The organism is Paractinoplanes lichenicola (assembly GCF_016785085.1).
Taxonomy (GTDB): domain Bacteria; phylum Actinomycetota; class Actinomycetes; order Mycobacteriales; family Micromonosporaceae; genus Actinoplanes; species Actinoplanes lichenicola.
Genome location: NZ_JAENHO010000012.1, coordinates 287,593 through 305,740 on the forward strand (window position 1 = coordinate 287,593; position 18,148 = coordinate 305,740).

The 18,148-nt window shown below is 70.8% G+C and carries 16 protein-coding genes and 1 pseudogene; 7 read left to right on the plus strand and 10 right to left on the minus strand.

What is annotated here, in order from left to right; all coding sequences use genetic code 11:
- Positions 1-4: 4 nt before the first annotated feature.
- Complete coding sequence (locus JKJ07_RS37130) at positions 5-370, plus strand: helix-turn-helix domain-containing protein (RefSeq protein ID WP_202996648.1); 366 nt, start codon at positions 5-7, stop codon at positions 368-370.
- A gap of 28 nt (positions 371-398) precedes the next feature.
- On the opposite strand, the gene JKJ07_RS37135 is transcribed toward JKJ07_RS37130, so the two are convergent.
- The gene (locus JKJ07_RS37135) at positions 399-1,094 is read right to left on the minus strand and encodes a response regulator (protein ID WP_202996649.1); all 696 of its coding nucleotides are present in this window, start codon (positions 1,092-1,094) and stop codon (positions 399-401) included.
- Positions 1,091-1,927: a sensor histidine kinase gene (locus tag JKJ07_RS37140; protein ID WP_202996650.1), complete on the minus strand. Its 837-nt coding sequence runs from the start codon at positions 1,925-1,927 to the stop codon at positions 1,091-1,093. Before JKJ07_RS37140 ends, JKJ07_RS37135 begins: the two co-directional genes overlap by 4 nt.
- Before the next feature lie 100 nt (positions 1,928-2,027).
- Between JKJ07_RS37140 and JKJ07_RS37145 the strand changes: the two genes are divergently transcribed.
- The 3 genes from JKJ07_RS37145 to JKJ07_RS37155 all read left to right on the plus strand — a co-directional run bounded on the left by JKJ07_RS37145 (position 2,028) and on the right by JKJ07_RS37155 (position 4,431).
- The gene (locus JKJ07_RS37145; RefSeq protein WP_202996651.1) at positions 2,028-2,729 is read left to right on the plus strand and encodes an ABC transporter ATP-binding protein; all 702 of its coding nucleotides are present in this window, start codon (positions 2,028-2,030) and stop codon (positions 2,727-2,729) included.
- Entirely contained in the window at positions 2,726-3,481 is a 756-nt protein-coding gene (locus JKJ07_RS37150; RefSeq protein ID WP_202996652.1) for a hypothetical protein, read from the plus strand. The genes JKJ07_RS37145 and JKJ07_RS37150 overlap by 4 nt, the downstream gene beginning before the upstream one ends.
- A 347-nt stretch (positions 3,482-3,828) precedes the next feature.
- Positions 3,829-4,431: a hypothetical protein gene (locus JKJ07_RS37155; protein ID WP_202996653.1), complete on the plus strand. Its 603-nt coding sequence runs from the start codon at positions 3,829-3,831 to the stop codon at positions 4,429-4,431.
- A gap of 605 nt (positions 4,432-5,036) precedes the next feature.
- On the opposite strand, the gene JKJ07_RS51995 is transcribed toward JKJ07_RS37155, so the two are convergent.
- The gene (locus tag JKJ07_RS51995) at positions 5,037-5,810 is read right to left on the minus strand and encodes a class I SAM-dependent methyltransferase (RefSeq protein WP_202996654.1); all 774 of its coding nucleotides are present in this window, start codon (positions 5,808-5,810) and stop codon (positions 5,037-5,039) included.
- 78 nt (positions 5,811-5,888) lie between these two features.
- On the opposite strand from JKJ07_RS51995, the gene JKJ07_RS52000 reads away from it, so the two are divergent.
- Positions 5,889-6,455 carry a hypothetical protein gene (locus tag JKJ07_RS52000; protein WP_202996655.1) on the plus strand — a complete coding sequence of 189 codons (567 nt, stop codon included), beginning with the start codon at positions 5,889-5,891 and terminating at the stop codon, positions 6,453-6,455.
- Here JKJ07_RS52000 and JKJ07_RS37170 read toward each other — a convergent pair.
- The gene (locus JKJ07_RS37170) at positions 6,452-7,384 is read right to left on the minus strand and encodes an alpha/beta fold hydrolase (RefSeq protein WP_236030511.1); all 933 of its coding nucleotides are present in this window, start codon (positions 7,382-7,384) and stop codon (positions 6,452-6,454) included. The two genes, JKJ07_RS52000 and JKJ07_RS37170, sit on opposite strands and share 4 nt — an antisense overlap.
- A 63-nt stretch (positions 7,385-7,447) precedes the next feature.
- Here JKJ07_RS37170 and JKJ07_RS37175 point away from each other — a divergent pair, with 63 nt between their 5' ends.
- Positions 7,448-8,422: a helix-turn-helix transcriptional regulator gene (locus JKJ07_RS37175; RefSeq protein WP_202996656.1), complete on the plus strand. Its 975-nt coding sequence runs from the start codon at positions 7,448-7,450 to the stop codon at positions 8,420-8,422.
- Positions 8,423-8,456: 34 nt separating this feature from the next.
- Positions 8,457-10,346 (plus strand): annotated as a pseudogene (locus tag JKJ07_RS37180) (endo-1,4-beta-xylanase); the annotation flags it as partial.
- Between the two features lie 158 nt (positions 10,347-10,504).
- Here JKJ07_RS37180 and JKJ07_RS37185 read toward each other — a convergent pair.
- Genes JKJ07_RS37185 through JKJ07_RS37210 form a run of 6 tightly spaced genes read right to left on the minus strand, consistent with a single transcriptional unit; the run spans position 10,505 to position 18,110 of the window.
- Positions 10,505-11,779, minus strand: a complete 1,275-nt coding sequence (locus JKJ07_RS37185) for an LLM class flavin-dependent oxidoreductase (RefSeq protein ID WP_236030512.1) — start codon at positions 11,777-11,779, stop codon at positions 10,505-10,507.
- On the minus strand, positions 11,776-12,855 hold the full coding sequence (locus JKJ07_RS37190; protein WP_202996657.1) for an LLM class flavin-dependent oxidoreductase: 1,080 nt from the start codon (positions 12,853-12,855) through the stop codon (positions 11,776-11,778). Before JKJ07_RS37190 ends, JKJ07_RS37185 begins: the two co-directional genes overlap by 4 nt.
- The gene (nikE, locus tag JKJ07_RS37195; protein WP_202996658.1) at positions 12,852-14,735 is read right to left on the minus strand and encodes a nickel ABC transporter ATP-binding protein NikE; all 1,884 of its coding nucleotides are present in this window, start codon (positions 14,733-14,735) and stop codon (positions 12,852-12,854) included. The genes JKJ07_RS37190 and nikE overlap by 4 nt, the downstream gene beginning before the upstream one ends.
- Complete coding sequence (locus JKJ07_RS37200; protein WP_202996659.1) at positions 14,732-15,577, minus strand: ABC transporter permease; 846 nt, start codon at positions 15,575-15,577, stop codon at positions 14,732-14,734. Before JKJ07_RS37200 ends, nikE begins: the two co-directional genes overlap by 4 nt.
- A gap of 2 nt (positions 15,578-15,579) precedes the next feature.
- Complete coding sequence (locus JKJ07_RS37205; RefSeq protein ID WP_202996660.1) at positions 15,580-16,509, minus strand: ABC transporter permease; 930 nt, start codon at positions 16,507-16,509, stop codon at positions 15,580-15,582.
- Positions 16,506-18,110 (minus strand): ABC transporter substrate-binding protein, encoded by a 1,605-nt coding sequence (locus JKJ07_RS37210; RefSeq protein ID WP_202996661.1) that lies wholly within the window; start codon positions 18,108-18,110, stop codon positions 16,506-16,508. The genes JKJ07_RS37205 and JKJ07_RS37210 overlap by 4 nt, the downstream gene beginning before the upstream one ends.
- Positions 18,111-18,148 lie beyond the last annotated feature (38 nt).

Below are 18,148 nucleotides of genomic sequence, written 5' to 3' on the forward strand. Positions count from 1 at the left end.
GGTCATGATGCTGCGGGAGCTGATCGGGCAGGTTCTTCGTCGCACGCGCCAGGCGCAGAATCGCACGCTGCGCGAGGTGGCCGACGCGGTCGGCATGTCGATCGGTCACCTCTCCGAGGTCGAGCGCGGCCGCAAGGAGCCGTCGTCCGAGCTGCTGGCGGCCATCTGCCGCGCCCTCGGCCTGACGATGGCCGACCTGCTGCTGGCCGTCCTGCGCGACCTGACCACCCAGCAGCCACACCTGGGCCGCTCGCCGGCTCACATGGAGCTGGCCCGGATGGAACTGGCCCGCCTTGAGCTGGCCCGGGCGCAGCTGGCTCGGCTGCGGGCCCGCTCCACCCGGCGGATGGATTTCGAGCTGGCTGCCTGATCGCCGCCGGCCCTCTCTCCCGCAGCGGTCATCGGTCGCCGCGGCCGGGTCCGGGCTGGACGGCCCGGGGCCGGACCAGGCCGGAGTCGTACGCCGCGATCACCAGCTGGGCCCGGTCGCGGGCCCGCAGCTTGGCCAGCAGGTGGGTGAGGTGGGTCTTCACCGTCTTGATCGAGATGACCAGGGCGGCGGCGATCTCGTCGTTGGACAGGCCGGTGCCGACCAGCGTGAGCACATCGACCTCACGGACAGTCAGGCCGCGCAGGGAGGGGCGCTCGCGAGTGACGCCGGCCGCGGACACGAAGTGGTCGACCAGCCGGGTCAGGATCGACGGCGCGAACAGCGACTCGCCACGGTGGGTGCGGCGGACGGCGTCGAGCAGCTCCTCGGGGTGAGCGTCCTTGAGCAGGAAGCCGGAGGCGCCCGCGCGCAGCGCCTCGTGCACGTATTCGTCCAGCTCGAACATGCTGAGAACAAGCACCCGCGCCTGGTCGAGGGCGGGGTCGCGGCAGATCCGGCGGGTGGCCTCGAGACCGTCGACGCGGGGCATGCGGACGTCCATCAGGATCACGTCGGGCCGGGCCTGGTGTGCGCGCTGCTCCGCCTCCGCGCCGTCGCCGGCCTGCCCCACCACCTCGAGGTCGGGCTCCTTGTCGATGATCATCGCGAGGCTGTGCCGGAGCAGCGGCTGGTCGTCGACGAGCAGCACCCGTACGGGGGTCACGCCGCGACCTCGTCCGGGATGCGCGCGGTGAGCTGGAAGCCGTCGTCCTTGGCCCGGGCGGCCAGCGTGCCGCCGAGCGCCGTGATCCGTTCGCGCAGGCCGACCAGTCCGTGCCCGGCGCCGGGGCTGCGGCGCCAGCCGGGGGCCGATCCGGCGTCCACAACGGAGATCACCACTGCCTCCTCGTCGCGGCGCACCACCACCCGTACGTCGGTGGGGCCGGCGTGACGGGCAGTGTTGTTCAAGGCCTCCCGTACGGTCTGGCAGATCGCTTGCTGCACTCCGGGTGACACCGCGCCGAGGTCGGTCACGGTGAGTTCCGTACGGAGGCCGGTCTGCTCGGCGGCTCGGACGATCTCCGGCAACGTCGCCAGATCCGAGGCCGGACTCTTCGGCGCGGCGTCCGACTTGTCACGCAGGACCGTGAGCATGCGCCGCAGCTCGGCCGTGGCGCTCCGGCTCACCTGTTCGATATCGGTCAGCGCGCTCGCCACCTCGGCCGGCTTCGCCAGATGACGGGTCGAGGCGGCCCGTACGGTGATCAGCCCGAGCCCGTGCGAGACGATGTCGTGCAGGTCGCGAGCGATCTTGAGGCGCTCCTCGACGACGGCCCACTCGGTCAGGCGCCGCTCGTAGGCGCGGCGGTCGGCCCGCCACCGGCGCACGGCCCAGACCGCGGCGGCCACCGCGGCCCCGACGAAGACGAACGGCACGACCGTGGCCGCCGTGCCCTCGGCGCCGGTGGTCATCATCGCCATGACGGCCACCGCGGCCACCGCCACCAGCACCGGCACGGCCCTGGAACGCCACTCCGGACGACCGCTCCCACTCATGCCGCGACTGTAGTTCTCCAACCAGGGTCCTAGACGGGGCGGCGAAAAGATGGACCCGTGGTTTGACGCTTCGGCGGACCGGATCCGGTTGACTCCTCGCATGATTTCGATCGACGCCGTCAGCCGCCCGGGCATCCTGCACGACGTGTCCTTCGAGGCCAGACCGGGCCGCGTGACCGGCTTCCTCGGCCCCAACGGCGCGGGCAAGACCTCCACGGTCCGCATCCTGCTCGGCCTCGACCGCGCGTCGAGCGGCACCGCGTTGATTCGCAACCAGCCGTACGCGTCCTGGCCGCGCCCGCTGACCGTCGTCGGCGCGCTGCTCGACGGCAGCGGCTCCCACCGTTCCCGCTCGGCGCGGGCCCATCTGCGCTGGATGGCCACGAGCAACGGCCTGTCCCGCTCGAGGGTCGACGAGGTGCTGGCGATCGTCGGGCTGGCCGGCGAGGCGGGCAAGCGGGCCGGCAAGTTCTCGCTCGGCATGAGCCGCCGGCTGGGCCTGGCCGCCGCCCTGCTCGGCGATCCCCCGGTGCTGGTGCTCGACGAGCCGATCAACGGTCTCGACCCGGCCGGCATCCGCTGGATGCGCACGTTCCTGCGCCAGTGCGCCGCCGAGGGCCGCACGGTGCTGCTCTCCAGCCACCTGATGAACGAGCTCGCCTCCACCGCCGACGACGTGGTGGTCATCGACCGGGGCCGTGTCGTCGCCCGCGGCACGGTGACCGAGGTGACCGCCGGCCACGACACGCTGGAGGACGCGTTCATGTCGCTGACCGGCGAACCCTCCGAGGCGGCGTGGTGAGCCGGCACCTGGTCGTGGCCGAGCTCCGCAAGCTGCTGGGCCTGCCGACGGCGTGGGCCGGGCTCGTGTTCGGGCTGATCGCCGCGCCCGCTCTGGTGTTCGTCAACGCTCCCGCGCTGCGTCGCGCCGCCGAGACCGGGCAGCTGGTCAACGCGGCTGACGTGGGCTATCAAAACCTCGGGATCGGCCTGCTCGGCGCGCTGATCCTGGGCGTGGTCGCGGTCAGCAGCGAATACACGTCCACGGGGGACGACTCCCCCGGGGCCCGCCAGCTGACGTCGACCCTGCTGGCCATGCCCGCCCGCCACCGGCTGCTGGCCGCCAAGGGCGCGGCGCTGGTGCTGGTGGTGGCCGTGCAGGGGGCGTTGACCGCCCTTGTGACGCTTTGGCTGACCGGCCTGCTCATGCCCGACTACGCCCCGCCGTTCTCGGCCGTCCGGGTCGGCGCGGCGGTCCTCTACTGGGTGCTGCTGGCCCTGCTGGCTTATTCGGTGACCCTGATCTTCCGCAACGGCATCATCACGCTGACGGTCTTCATCGTGAACAGCTCGGTCGTCTCAGTGTCGTATCTGCTGACCAAACTCACCCCCGCGGCCGCCTACCTCCCCGACATCGTGGGCGCCCACATGTTCCTGCGCTCGCAACCCGCCGACATCACCATCCCACCCGTCACGGCCGGCCTGACGATGACGGCCTGGGTGACCGCCCTGCTGGCCCTGGCCGCCTACCTGTTCCACCGGCGTCCCGCATGACGGCCCAGCGCACCCCCGAAGGCGCCGACCCCACCTCCACGATGCACAGCGCCGACGCACAGCCTCCCGTCGCGGCCGTCCCCCCTGTACGCACCCCCGTCGCCGGCGCCGCCGCCGACGTGCCTGAATCCTCGGCCGGCGCCGCTTCCACCAGCGTCGCCTCCACCGGGCACGTCTCCTCCAGCGCCGCTTCCTCCAGCCCCGCCTCCACCAGACACGTCTCCTCCAGAGCCGCTTCCACCAGCCTCGCCTCCACCAGACACGTCTGCTCCAGAGCCGCTTCCACCAGCGTCGCCTCAACCAGGCACGTCTCCTCCGGAGCCGTTTTCTCCGGGCCCGCCTTGCCCGTGCGGGCCGAGCTGGGCAAGCTGGCGTCGTTGCCGGGGCTGCGCTGGACGGCGTCACTGACCTGGGCCGCGACCGCCCTGCTGGCCTTCGCCGCCCACCGTGCCGTGCCGGCGGAAGACCCGGTGCTGACAGCATTGCGCTGGACGCAGGTCGGCTTCCTGATCCTCGGTGTCCTCGCCGCGACCCAGGAATACGAGGCGGGCGGCCAGATTCGGGCCACATTGCTGGCAGCCCCGCGGCGTAATCGGCTGGCCGCCGCAAAGGCCATCGCCGTAGCGGTCGCCTCCGTCGTCATGGCCGCACCGATCGTCCTGGCCCCGCCGGCACCGCTACGACCGAGCTGGGCGGCATACCTCGTCGGCGTAACCCTGATCGGCGTCGCCGCCGGACTGCTGTTCCGCAACGCGCTGGCCGCGACGACCGTGCTGCTGACCACTTATCTGGTCGCGTGCCCGCTGCTGCGTTCCTACGCTCCGGCCTCGTCCCCGTGGCTACCCGACACCGCACTACTGGAGCCGTCGCGAGGGGCTGCCGCCGCCACGCTGTGGCCCCTGGCCCTCCTTACGGTCGCGGCACTAGCGTTCCGACGCCGCAATGCCTAGCGCTTCGGTGAGCCCATCTTCAGCCCTACGACGCTGCCAGCTGAAGCCGCTGCCCGGCGGGTCCCCGTGCCGACCGACGCCACATCCCAACCAGTGCCGCGCCAACCGGGGCCACACCTCAACCGAGCCACGCCCCCGCCGGGCCCGCGCGCAAACCAAGGCCGCGCGCCGACCAAGACCGCGTGCCGACCGGCGCCACACCTCACCAGCGCCGCGCGCCAACCGGGCCACACCCCGCCGGGCTCGCGCCCCAACCGGAGGCCGCATGCCGACCAGCGCCACCTCAGCGCCGCGCGCCAACCGGGCGACACCCCAACCGGGCGACGCCCCGGCCGGGTCCGCGCGCCACCCGGGGCCATGCCGATTGGCGCCACACCCCAACCGGGCCACGGCCCCGGCGGGGCCGCGCGCCAACCGAGGCCGTGCGCCGATTGGCGCCACACCCCCGCCCGAGGCCGTGCGCCGACCAGCGCCACACCCCCACCCGAGGCCAAACTCCACCAGCGCCACACCCCAACCCAGCGCCACACCCCACTCAGCGCCCCACCCCGCCAGGCATCACACCCCACCCCACCCGGGGCCGGCGCACGTCAAGGCAGGCGGGACTAGTCGTTGCCGGGCTTGGTGGCCTTGATGACGTAGTAGGCCGGCAGTGCCTCGGCGGCGGGGCCCAGGCCGGCGTACAGCGCGGGTTCCGGGGCCTCGGTGAACTCGTCCAGCCGGAGGCCGGCGCGGATCAGGGCCATGACGACGTCGCTCACGGGCCAGATGAAGGTCGAGAACTGTGGGGCGTCGGACTCGCCGCGGGCGCCCTGGGGCAGTTTGGCGTCGTCCTGGTCGGTGTTCGGGCGGCCGCGGCCGAAATAGTCGCCCACTACTGCCAGGTGGTTCTCGGCGCGGACGGAGAGCACCTCCCAGGCGGGGTGGTGGTCGCACAGCAGCACCGAGCCGCCGGGGCGAAGCCGGGTGGCCAGGGTGCTCGCGAAGGCGGCGAGGTCGGGCACCCAGCAGATCGCACCCCAGCTCAGATAGATCAGATCGAGCTCGACGAGGTCGGCCGGCGGATCGAGCATGTCGGCCCGGCGGAAGTCGGCGCTGATGCCGGCCTCGGCGGCCCGCCTCTTCGCCGCGGCGATCGCGACGTCGGAGATGTCGACACCCGTGGCCCGCGCGCCGAGGGTGGCCCAGGAGAGCACCTCATCCCCGTACGAGCAGGCGAGGTGCACGACGTGCCGCCCCGAGACGTCACCGGCCAGCCGAAGCTCGAAATCCTCCAGGCTGACCTCGCCCGCCCGGAGCCGCTCGACGGCCACACCGGAGCGACGATGCGCGATGAGGTTCCAGCTCGCGCGATTGGCCTCGGTGACAGACTCCTCCACGGCGATCAACCTAGGCCTTCGCCGGGCGCGCCTCCACCGATTTGCGGCGGACGCGCCCCGGCATGCGAGAGTCTTCGGGTGAGTGTCGACGACGAGATCGCCCGGATCGACTGGGCGCGCGTTCAGACCTACCTGGGCCACGCCGAGATGATGCCGGAGGCCCTGCGCCGGCTCGTCGAGGCGACGGAGGACGTCGAGGCGACGCGGCTCGGGGCCTGGATCGCTCGCATTCTGCTGTCGGAGGCCGGCCCCTGCGAGGGCTGCGCGCCCGTCGCCGGCGTCCTCGTCGCCGCCCTGCCCGTGATGACACCGGCCGGGCACAGCGCCGCCCTCGACGTCCTGTCGCTCATCGCCGCGGCCGAGATCAGCGGGCCCGCGCACGAGCAGATCGGCGCGGTCGACGCCGCCGAGATCCGGCGCGCGGTGGCCGGCGGCTTCCCGCATTACCTGGCCGTTCTCCAGTCGGAGTCGTCGCCCGTGGCCGACCTCTACTCCTGCGTCGACCTGCTGGACGTCTTGGCGTTCCACGACCGCAGCCTGGCCCCGGCCGCCGTCGCGGCGCTCGCGGCGGCCCGGCCCGCGATCCGCGACGACGACCTGGCCACGGCGATCGACAACACCCTCGCCGAGCTGGCCGGCTCCTAAGACCGATCAGCCTCCAGCCACTTGAGAATCGCCTGGTTCGTTTCTTCCGGCTTCTCCTGCTGGATCCAGTGACCGCAATCCAGGCTGATCACTTCCACGTTCGGAACGAAGTCGGTCAGCCTTTCCGACCGCGCGACCACGTCACGATCGCCATAGATCATGAGCGCGGGTTGCCGGATGACGGGGTCCGCCTTCGCCAGCAAATGCCAGTTGCGGTCGAGGTTCCGATACCAGTTCACACTGCCCGTGAACCCCGTCGACTCGAAGGCGGTGACGACAACGGCCAGCTCGCTGTCGCTCATGACGGGCTCACCGAGCGGCTTCTCCGCCCGGGCAAGATTGATGAACGCCATGCCCGGCTCGGGCTCCTGAGGGGGCACGTCCTTTCGGAACAGGTTGCGAAGGAACTGGGCGGCGTTCTCGTCGAACACGGCGTCGGCGACACCCGGCCGGCGATTGAAGTGGACGAAATAGTTGTCGTCGCCGAACACGTCGGCCATGAACTCGATCCACGGCCGCTCGCCGCGCTCGAAATAGGGCACGCTCAGGTTGATCACCCTGTTCACTCGGTTCGGGTGCAGCAGGGTCAGGCCCCAGACGACCATCGCCCCCCAGTCATGACCGACGAAAGTGGCGTCCTCATATTCGTAGTGGTCGAGCAGCGCGACGAGGTCGCCCGTCAGGTGCTCGATGTCGTAGTCGGTCACCGCGGCCGGTACGGAGGAATTGCCGTACCCCCGCTGGTTCGGAACGATGACGTGGTAGCCCGCCGCGGCCAGAGCCGGCAGCTGATGGCGCCACGTGAAGGCGTGCTCCGGCCAGCCGTGACAGAGCACGATGGGCCTTCCGGCATGCTGTCGTCCGGCCTCGAACACTTCGAGTTCCACGCCGTTGACGGACACCAGGGTGGGCTCGGGAAAGATCGTCATTTCGCTATCGTGCCGACCGAAAGAGGCCATCCCCTGACCGGTTTTCGCGGAAATGTTGCCGGGATGAGAGCCGACCGCCTGATGGCCATCCTTCTGCTGCTGCAACAGCGCGAGCAGCTGACCGCGGCCGAGGCCGCCCGCGAGCTTGAGGTCTCCGAGCGCACCGCCCGCCGCGATTTCGAGGCACTGGCCGTGGCCGGGGTGCCGGTCTATTCGATGCAGGGCCGGGGCGGGGGCTGGCGCCTCGTGGGCGGCGCCCGCACCGATCTGTCCGGGTTGACCGCGAGCGAGGCGCGCGCCCTGTTCCTGGTGGCCGGGCCGGCCTCGGCCGCGACCCCGGCCGTGAAGGCGGCGCTGCGCAAACTCGTCCGGGCCCTGCCGGAGCCCTTCCGGGCGCAGGCCGAAGCGGCGGCGGCGTCGTTGGTCATGGACCCGCAGCGCTGGGGGTCGGGCCGGGTCGAGCGCCGGACGCCGCGCTTCCTCGACGCCTTGCAGGACGCGGTGATCCGCGGCGTGCAGGTGCGGCTCGGCTACGTCGACAGCACGGGCGCCGAGACCCGGCGAACCGTCCACCCGCTGGGCATCGTGGCCAAGGGCCCGTGGTGGTATCTCGTCGCCCAGACCGAGGCCGGCCGGCGCACCTTCCGGATCGACCGCGTGTCGGCCGCCGACCCGACCGGCGAGCCCGCGGACCGGCCCGAGGGTTTCGACCTGGCCGGGAGCTGGCGCGAGATCGCCGACGAGGTCGACCGCAGGCGAACGCCCCTCGAGATCCGGGCGCTGTGCACGCCCGACGGGCTGGACAAACTTCAGATGGGCTTCGGCGATCGGCTCGAGGTGGGCGGGTCCACGACCGACGGCCGCGTCCAGGTCGTGATCCGCGGCTACGACGAGCACACGCTCGCCGGCGAGCTGGCCGGGCTGGTCGAGTGGATCGAGGTGACCGGCCCTCCGGGCGTACGGGAGCGTTTGGCCTCGATCGGCAGCACGCTTGTCGAGCGCTATGACCCCCATTGCGATGGGAGCGCTCCCATGTAACTATGTTCATCAATTTCTTACTTAGGGACGTGCTATGCGTGCTTCTCTGCGACTGGCTGTGGTGTCACTCGCGGCCGCCCTGCCCGTGGCCGCCGCCATAGCGGTGACCGGCAATGCCGACGCGGCCGCCGAACCCACCCCGATCACCGTGCTGACCAGCACGTTCGAGGACGGCACGAGCCAGGGATGGGCGGCCCGGGCCGCGGAGACGGTGGCGCCCAGCACGGCCGTGGCGCACGGCGGGACGGGCAGCCTCGCGGTCACCGGGCGTACGGCGGCCTGGCAGGGACCCTCGCTCGACGTGCTCGGCACGTTCGAGAAGGGCACGGCGTACACGATCTCGGCCTGGGTGCGGATGGCCGAGGGCTCCGACAACGCCCGGCTCAGCGTCGAACGACGTACGGGAGGGGTGGCCTCCTACGACCAGGTCGTGGGCAACACCGCAGTCACCAGCGGCGGCTGGGTCAACCTGACCGGGCGATACACGCTGGCCACCGACGTCGAGTTCCTGCGCCTCTATGTGGAGACGGCCTCGACCACGGGCGGGCTGTACATCGACGACGTGACGGCGAGTTACGTGCCGGCGCTGCCCATCCAGACCGACATACCCTCCGTGAAGAACGTGGTGGACGAGTTCCCGGTCGGCGCGGCGATCACCGGGGCCGAGATCATCGGCGAGCACGGGCAATTACTCGACAAGCATTTCACCAGCGTCACGCCCGGCAACGCGCTCAAATGGGACGCCACCGAACCGTCCGAGGGCAATTTCACGTACGGGCAAGCGGATCCTTTGATCTCCTTTGCCAAGGCGCACGGCATGGCCGTCCGCGGGCACACGCTGGTCTGGCACAACCAGACGCCGGCCTGGGTGTTCACCGGGGCGGACGGGCAGCCGATGACGGCGACGGCCGAGGACAAGGCGCTGCTGCTGGAACGGCTGGAAAATCACATTCGTGGTGTCGCCGCGCATTACGGCACCGATATCGGCGTGTGGGACGTGGTCAATGAGGTCATTGACGAAAACCAATCCGACGGTCTGCGCCGCAGCACCTGGTTCACCGTCACCGGCCTCGATTACATCCGTACGGCTTTCCGGGTCGCTCGCGAGGTCGCGCCGCACGCCAAACTGTTCATCAACGACTACAACACGAACGTCCCGGCCAAGCGCGACAAGCTGTACGCGCTGGTCGCGCAGCTGAAGGCCGAGGGCGTGCCGATCGACGGTGTCGGGCACCAGATGCACATCAACGTGAGCTGGCCGACGATCTCCGAGACGAAGGCGATGCTCGACAAGTTCGTCGCGCTCGGTGTCGAGCAGCAGATCACGGAGATGGATGTCAGCATCTACACCAGCAACGGAGAGTCGTTCCCGACGCCGCCGGCCGACCGGCTGTTGCAGCAGGCGTACGTGTATCGGGACATGTTCGCGCTGTTCCGCCAGTACGAGGGTGAGATCACCTCGGTGACGCTGTGGGGGCTCGCGGACGACAACACGTGGCTCGACACGTTCCCGGTGACCCGCAAGGACGTGCCGCTGCTGTTCGACACGCGGCTGCAGGCGAAGTCCGCGTACTGGGGTGTGGTCGACCCGAGCAAGATCGGCACGACTTCCTCGCCCACCGTTTCGCCCACGGTCTCACCCACCGTTTCGCCCACAGTCTCACCGACGGTTTCGCCGACCGTGCGTCCGACTCTCAGCCCGACGCCGGGGACGGCGGCCTGCACGGTCAGCTATCGGGTGACCGGTTCCTGGGCGGGTGGGTTCCAGGCCGACGTCCGCGTGACGAACACCGGCAGCACGGCGTGGACCACCTGGACGCTCGGCTGGCAGTTCGGGGCCGGTCAGACGATCACCCAGCTCTGGAACGGGTCCGCGACCACGGCGAACGGCCAGGTCGCGGTCACAAACGCCGCGTGGAACGGCTCGGTCGCCCCGGGCGCGTCGGCTTCGTTCGGATTCCTCCGGCTCGTGGAACGGCAGCAACCCGGCGCCCACGTCGTATTCGCTCAAGGGCACCATGTGCGCCATGGCGTGACGCACGGCCGGCCCCCGTCGCCCCATGCCCGACGGGGGCCGCCGCGTCAGGCGATCCACTCCTTGGCCAGCAGCTCGAACGAGCGGACACGGTCCGTGTGGTCGTGCGTGATGGTAGTGACGAGCAGTTCGTCGGCCGCCGTCACGCGGCGCAACGTCTCCAGTCGCTCGGCCACGGTCCGCGGCGAACCCACGAAATGCGTGTCCAGACGGTCGGCGACCAGGTCGCGATCCTCGTCCGTCCACACGTGCGCCAGCGCCTCGTCGACGCTCGGGTACGGGATGGCGCCGGTGCCGTTGCGGATGCTGCGCACCCACAGCCCGTACGGGATCGCCAGGTTTTTCGCCGTGTCGTCGTCCTCGGCCACCACGACGTCGGCGCTGACCAGCACGTGCGGCGCCGACAGCGTCTTCGACGGGCGGAACGCGGCCCGATAAGCCTCGACGGCCTCGAGCACCTTGGCCGGCGCGACGTGATAATTCGCCGCGAACGGCAGGCCCCGCGCCCCGGCCACCCGGGCGCTCTCACCACCGCTGCTCCCCAGGATCCAAAGCTCGAGATCAGACCCTTCCCCCGGTACGGCGTGGGCCTCGTTGCCCAGTCCGTCGGTGTAGGGGCCCGCGATCAGCGTCTGCAGGTCCTCGACGACCTGGTCGAGGTCGAGCGGCTCGGCGTGGGGCTGCTTGAGCAGCTTGCCGAAGAGGGCCGCGCGGGGCGACGTGGCCAGCGGCGTGAAGTCGAAGTGCTTGGGGATGAGCAAGCCGTCGACGACCCGCGCCTCGGCGTGACCGGCTGAAGCACCTGTGGACGAACCAGCAAGCGCGACCCCACCTGTGGACGAACCAGCGGGCGCGACCCCACCTGTGGACGAACCAGCAAGCGCAGCTCCACCTGTGGACGAACCAGCGGGAGCGGCTGGCTCGGCTGTGGACGGGACGGACGTGGCGGGCTGTTCGGCCGCGGCCGACAGGGTCGAGGTGCGGCGTTGGGCCGAGCGGCCCAGGCCCAGGTCGAAGCGGCCGGGATAGAGTGCGTCGAGCAGGCCGAACTGCTCCAGCACGGCCAGCGGGGTGAGGTAACCGGTCTGCACGGCGCCCGACCCCAGGCGGATGCGCTCGGTCACGGCGGCGATCTGACCGAGCAGCAGGGCCGGCTGGGAACTGGCCACCCCGGCGGTCAGGTGATGCTCGGCCACCCAGTAGCGGTGGTAGCCGAACTGTTCCGCCTTGCGGGCCAGGTCGAGCGTGCGGCGCAGGGCGTCCCCGACGGTGCCGCCGGAGACCAGCGGCGCCAGATCCAGGATCGACAGCGGAACGGTCATGAGGGTCCTCCCGGGGAACTGGTGACGACGGATGCCTCGATGTCCAGCGGCTCGGGGAACGCGCGGCTCGGGATGTCCCGGCGCAGGATCGGGGCGACCTCGGACTGGAACAACTCCAGCGAGGCCCGGTGCTGCTTGTCGGTCAGCCCGTCACCGTCGGCGTGCAGGTGCATGACCTCGTGGCCGAACTCGGCGTGGTAGCGGTGCACCTTGTCGATGATCTGCTGCGGGCTGCCGACCAGGATGGAGCTGCGCTCGACGGCGTCCTCCAGGGTGGGGAAGACTGGCTCGACGCCGACCTGGCGGAACAGGGCGATCCGGGCGTCGTACAGGGGCCGGTACGTCTCGATCGCCTCCTGTGAGGTGCGGGCGGCGTAGAACCCGGCGCTGCCCGCCCCGACGAGCGCGTCGGCCGGGTCGTGGCCGTAGTGCGCCCACCGCTCGCGGTAGTAACGGATCAATTCGGCGTACGGCTCGATCGGGTTGGTGACGTTGGCCGAGAACAGCGGGTCGCCGAAGCGTGCGGCCAGGTCGACCGACTCGCGGCTGGTGGCGCTGCCGTGCCAGACCCGGATCGGCTGCTGCAGCGGGCGCGGCCAGGTCTCGGCGTCGGTCAGCGAGGGGCGGAAGCGGCCCTCCCAGGTGACCTTCGGCTCGCGCCACAGGCGGCGGAACAGCTCGTAACTCTCGCGGTTGCGATCCCACTGGTCGTCGGCGGTGACGTGGAAGAGCTTGGCCTGGGCGGCGCCGTTGCCCTTCCCGATGATCAATTCGAGCCGGCCGCCGGAGAGGTTGTCGAGCGTCGAATAGTCCTCGAACGCCCGCACCGGGTCGAGCAGGCTGAGCGTGGTGACCGCCGTGAACAGCCGGATCCGCGCGGTGACGGCGGCGATGTGGCTGAGCACGACGGGCGGCGAGGAGGAAAAGAACGGTCGTTCGTGCCGCTCTCCCACGCCGAAGCCGTCGAAGCCGAGCTCCTCGGCCAGGACGGCGTTGTCCACCACCTCCCGCAGCCGCTCGTGCGCGGGCCGCTGCGCGTTCTTCTCGGCGATCAACGTGATGAGCAGAAACTTCATCGCGACACCTCCAGGGCCGGCACCGCGTCAATGAGCGCGCGGGTGTATTCGTGCTGTGGGTTGTGGAAAACGTCGTCCACAGGCCCTTGCTCGACGACGACGCCGTCCCGCATGACCAGCACCCGATCGGCCAGGTGATGGATCACGCCGAGGTCGTGCGAAATGAACAGCAGCGCGGTGCCATCGGTGTCCCGGATATCAGCCAACAGATCAAGAACCTGCGCTTGCACGGACACGTCAAGCGCCGAAACCGGCTCATCACAAATGATCAGACTCGGCCGCGGCGCCAGCGCCCGGGCGATGGCCACCCGCTGCCGCTGCCCACCGGAGAGCTGCCGCGGATAGCGATCGAGAAGGTCGGCCCCGAGCCCGACGCGTTCGAGCAGCGTCTGTACGGCGTCGGAGCGGCCCCGGCGTCTCCGCGTGTCCTGGTCGACGATCGACGCGGGCAGGGCCTCCGCGATGATCCGGCCCACCGTCCAGCGGGGGTCGAAGGCGGACAGCGGGTCTTGCGAGATGAGCTGGAGGCGGCGGCGCCGCGGGCGACGCCGCCGCTCCGTGAGCCCGGTCCATGGCGCGCCCTCGAACGCCACGGAACCGGACGTCGGTGGGGTCAGCCCGAAGAGCAGCTGGGCGACCGTGGTTTTGCCGGACCCTGACTCCCCGACGAGCCCGACAATCTCGCCGCGGCGCACGGTGAGGTTCACGTCGTCGACAACGATGTGCGCCCCGTAGCCCTTGCGCAGCCCAGTCGCCTCAATGACCACCCCGGACGGCAGCTGGTCGGAGTCGCTTGTGGACGGCGCCTGCCCCGCCCGCACGCCTGTGGATGACTGCGGCGCGCGGGTTTGTGCTGTGGATGACCGCGGCGTGGAGTTGGGGGTTGTGGACGACTGCGGCGGGACGGGGTTGGGGGTTGTGGATGGGGCGGGCTGGTTGGGTGCGGTTGTGGACGAGGCGGTTGGTTGGTGGGAGAGCCGGCGGCCCCGGGAGGCGGCGGAGGGGACCGCGGCGAGGAGTTGTTGGGTGTAGGAGTGGGTGGGGGCCGAGAGCAGGGTTGCGGTGGGGCCGGATTCGACTATGTGGCCGTTGCGCATTACCAGGACTCGGTCGGCCAGGCGGGAGACCACGGCTAGGTCGTGGCTGATCAGGAGGAGGGTTTCGCCGGCGGCGTGGCGTTCGGCCAGCAGGTCGAGGATTTGGGACTGGACGGTCACGTCGAGGGCGGTGGTGGGTTCGTCGGCGATCAGCAGGGGTGGGCCGGCGGCCAGGGCCGAGGCGATCAGGGCCCGTTGGCGTAGGCCGCCGGAGAGTTGGTGCGGGTGCTGGCGGGCGCGGCGGTCGGGGTCGGGCACGTGGACGGATTCGAGCAGGGCCCGAACACGTTGCTCACGGCCGCCGATCCTGTGGACACGCAACACTTCAGCGATCTCGGCGCCGATGGTGCGCAGCGGGTCGAGCGATACGAGGGCGTCCTGGAGGACCAGTCCGGCGAAGCCGCCGCGCAGGGTGCGCCAGTCGAACGGGCCCGGGCGGCCGTCAATCTCGAATCGCGAGCTGCGGACCTGGGCGTTCGAGCCGGCGAGGCCGACGAGCGTGCGGGCCGTAACGCTCTTGCCCGACCCCGATTCGCCGACGATGGCTACGCACTCGCCCTGGTGGATGTCGAGGTTGATCCCGCGCACGGCATGCACGTCGCCCCGGCGGTGCGGGAACGTCACGTGCAACTCGCGAACAGAAACGAGCAACGTGCGCGCATCCGGCCCGGCATCGCGCGTCTCGTCCGCTGCTGTGAGCGGGACATGTTTGCCGTTGAGGGAGGCGGGCAGGGCTTGGGGGTCGGGGGTGGGGGTGCGTGGGTGGACTCTCGAGTCGGTCATGGGTGCCTTCCCTCGAAGCGGCGCTGCAAGTGACGGCCTACGACGGTCAGGGAGATGACCAGGAGGGTGACCACGACGCCGGGCAGGACGGTCGTCCACCATGCGACGCTCAGGTAGCCGCGGCCCTCGGAGAGCATCGCGCCCCACTCGGGTGAAGGCGGCTGGGGGCCCATGCCGAGGAAGCTCAGGCCGGCCGCCGCCAGGATGGCTTCGCCCAGGCCGATCACGGCCAGGACGGGGATGGGGCCGAGGACGTTGGGCAGGACGTGACGCAGCACCAGGCGGGTGCGGGAATGGCCGAACGCCACGGCCTGGGTGACGTAATGTGCCTGGCGGACGACGAAGGTCTGGCTGCGGACGACCCGGGCGTAGTGGGGCATCGTGGCGATGCCGATGGCGACGACCAGGCCGACGGTGCCGGGGCCGGCGACGGCCACGAACAGCAGGGCGAGAAGCAGCAGCGGGAAGGCCGAGAGCGCGTCGAACGAGCGGCTCAGGGCCTCGTCGGCGTATTTGTGGGTGAGGCCGGCCAGCAGGCCCAGCAGCAGGCCCGCGGTGACGGCGATGAGGGTGGCGACGACGCCGATCAGCAGGGAGTGCCGGGCGCCGTGCACGACCCGGTCGAGGACGTCGCGGCCCAACTGGTCGGTGCCGAACCAGTGGGCCGCGCTCGGCCCCTCCAGCACGTGCAGCGGGTCGGCGGCCAGCGGGTCGCCGGCGAGCAGGCCGGGCAGCACGGCGGCCACGAGGGCCAGGGCCAGGAAGCCGGCCGCGGCGAAGACCCCGGCCCCGGAGGGACGGCGCAGGCGTACGGACAACGGGCGATCGAGGGCGAGGGCCATGTCTACGCTCCCGTCGGGGTAGCGGGGGCAGGACGCAGGCGGGGGTCGATGAGCAGGTAGGAGAGGTCGGCCAACGTGTTGATGACCACGTAGACGAAGGCCGAGAACACGACCACGGCCAGCACGACGGGCATGTCGGCGCTGTTCACCGCCTGCAGCGTGACCTGGCCCAGGCCGGGCCGCCCGAAGACGGTTTCGATGATCACCGCGCCGCCCAGCAGGATGCCGAAGAGCCAGCCGGTGAGGGTCACCGCCGGGAGCAGGGCGTGGCGCAGCGCGTGGCGGACCAGCACGGCCCGCTCCCCCAGCCCGCGGGCCCGGGCCGTCACGACGAAGGGCTCGTCCATGGCCCGGTCGATGCCGTCGCGCAGCACCTGGGTCAGCACCCCGGCCACCGGCAACGCCAGCGTGACCGCGGGCAGCACCAGCGAAGCGAACCCCTGGCCCCCGCTGACCGGGAACCAGCCCAGGCTGAACGAGAAGATGCTGAGCAGCACGATCCCGATCAGGAACGGCGGCGTCGACACCACGACCAGCTCAAATGTCGAGCTGACCCGGCGGGCCCACGGGCGCCGGGTGGTCACGGCCAGCGTCAGGGCCAGCAGCGCACCCAGCAGGGCGGCCGCCACGGCCAGGGTCAGCGTGGGCCCGATCTGGTCGGCGATCACCTCCCGTACGGGCCTCTGCAGCAGATAGGACCGGCCGAGGTCACCCTGCGCCGCCCGCCACAGGTAGTCCAGGTATTGCACGACCGCGGGCCGGTCGAGGCCCCACTCCTGAATGATCTGGGCGCGGATCAGCGGCGTGTCGGCCCCGTCGCCGATGATGCTGTCCACCGTGGAGCCGGGCGCCGCGAGCAGCGCCAGATAGGCGGCGGTCGCGGCGGCCCAGAGCACCACGAGCCCGGTGAGCAGCCGCCGGACGACGATCACTTGCTCAGCCAGAGGTTGTAGGCGCTGGCCGGCACGCCCGCGGTCGGCTCGAACGCCAGCCCGCCGACCTTCTTGGAGGCAGCGATCTGGTCGGCCGGCGCGTACAGCGGCTGGATCAGCGAGTCCTCAGCGACGACCTTCTGCTGCAGCGATCGATAGATCTCAGCACGAGCAGCAGGGTCACCAGAGGCTTGTCCGTTGGCAAGCAGTTTGTCCACGCCGACGTCCGAGATGCCAAGCCGGTTGATCGCACCGGACGACGAGAGCAGCAGGTTCAGAGCAGCCCCGGCGTCGGTGTCGGCCCGGGAGTTGTCGAAGACCTCGTACTCCCCCTGCTCCAGCGCCGCCGTCGCGGTCCCCTGATCGACGACGGACACGTGCAGGTCGATCCCCGCGCTCTGCTTGACCGCGGCCTGCACGGCCTGGGCCAGGATGTCGCGGCGGTCGCGGACGAACGGCGCCGACTGCACAAGCCGTACGGTCAACCGCTTGCCGTTCTTGACCCGGAAGCCGTCGGCGTCACGCTGCGTCCAGCCCGCCGCGTCCAGGGTCGCGTTGGCCCGGGCGGGATTGTTGCCGTACGTGCCCTCGAGCGTCTTGTCGTAGAGCGGGCTGGTCGGCCCGATCACGCTCCAGGCCCGGGTCGCGGTGCCGCGGTAGACCCCGTTGAGCACCGTGTCCACGTCGAGCGCGTCGCGGAACGCCTGCCGCACGCGGATGTCGTCGAACGGCGCGTGCGTGACGTTGAAGTAGTACGAGTACGCCGAGCCCGAGTTGAGCCCCTTGCTCAGCGTGAGCGCCGAGTTCCCGGTGATCTGCGCCTGGTCGGTGGCCGGCACCCCCTCGATCACCTGCACCTGGCCCGAGGTCAGCGCCCCCACCCGTACGGAGGACTCCTTGAGGAACCGGTAGGTGACCTCGTCGAGGTAGGCCGCGCGGTCCCGGTACGACGGGTTGCGCTTGTAGTGCAGCTCCTGGCCGGGCGTGTACCGGTCGAGGATGAACGGCCCGGTTCCCGCCAGATCCGGGCCGCCCGCCTTGAGGTTGGCCGCCTCCTTGAGCGACTTCGGCGACACGACCGCACCCTGGGGTGACGACAGGAAGTCCAGGATCAGCACGTCGGGGCTGGTCAGCGTGTATTTGACGGTGGCCGGGTCGACCACGTCGACGGATTTCAAGTTCTTCAGCTGTACGGCGGCCACCTGCGGGGCGTAGCCGTCGGCGCGCAACTGGTCCACGTTGGCCTTCACCGCGGCCGCGTCGAACGGGGTGCCGTCGCTGAAGGTCACCCCCGTACGCAGTTTGACCGTGTACGTCAGCCCGTCCGGCGACACCTCGTAACCGCTGGCCAGCCAGGGCACGTAGCCGCCCTTGTCGTCGTGGGTGAGCAGCGCCTCGAAGTTGTTCCAGACCAGCAGGCGGGCCTTGGCCTGGGCGTACTGGTGCGGGTTGAGCGTGATCGGCTCGGTCTCGACGGCCCAGGTCAGGGAGCCGCCGGAGACCGGTTCGCCGGCGGCGGCGGAGTCGGTGCCACCGCCGCCGGAGCAGCCCGCGACCAGCACGGTTGCCACGGCAGCGATCAGCAGGGAACGGCGACGCATCTCCACCTCCAGATGTTTCGGACTCCCTTTTTCCTATA

Excerpts from the sequence above, each read along its gene's own strand:
- JKJ07_RS37130 (WP_202996648.1), top strand. The coding sequence starts at position 5 with ATGATGCTGCGGGAGCTGATCGGGCAGGTTCTTCGTCGCACGCGCCAG.
- JKJ07_RS37140 (WP_202996650.1), bottom strand. The coding sequence starts at position 1,927 with ATGAGTGGGAGCGGTCGTCCGGAGTGGCGTTCCAGGGCCGTGCCGGTG.
- JKJ07_RS37145 (WP_202996651.1), top strand. The coding sequence starts at position 2,028 with ATGATTTCGATCGACGCCGTCAGCCGCCCGGGCATCCTGCACGACGTG.
- JKJ07_RS37170 (WP_236030511.1), bottom strand. The coding sequence starts at position 7,384 with ATGACGATCTTTCCCGAGCCCACCCTGGTGTCCGTCAACGGCGTGGAA.
- JKJ07_RS37175 (WP_202996656.1), top strand. The coding sequence starts at position 7,448 with ATGAGAGCCGACCGCCTGATGGCCATCCTTCTGCTGCTGCAACAGCGC.
- JKJ07_RS37185 (WP_236030512.1), bottom strand. The coding sequence starts at position 11,779 with ATGACCGTTCCGCTGTCGATCCTGGATCTGGCGCCGCTGGTCTCCGGC.
- JKJ07_RS37190 (WP_202996657.1), bottom strand. The coding sequence starts at position 12,855 with ATGAAGTTTCTGCTCATCACGTTGATCGCCGAGAAGAACGCGCAGCGG.
- nikE (WP_202996658.1), bottom strand. The coding sequence starts at position 14,735 with ATGACCGACTCGAGAGTCCACCCACGCACCCCCACCCCCGACCCCCAA.
- JKJ07_RS37200 (WP_202996659.1), bottom strand. The coding sequence starts at position 15,577 with ATGGCCCTCGCCCTCGATCGCCCGTTGTCCGTACGCCTGCGCCGTCCC.
- JKJ07_RS37210 (WP_202996661.1), bottom strand. The coding sequence starts at position 18,110 with ATGCGTCGCCGTTCCCTGCTGATCGCTGCCGTGGCAACCGTGCTGGTC.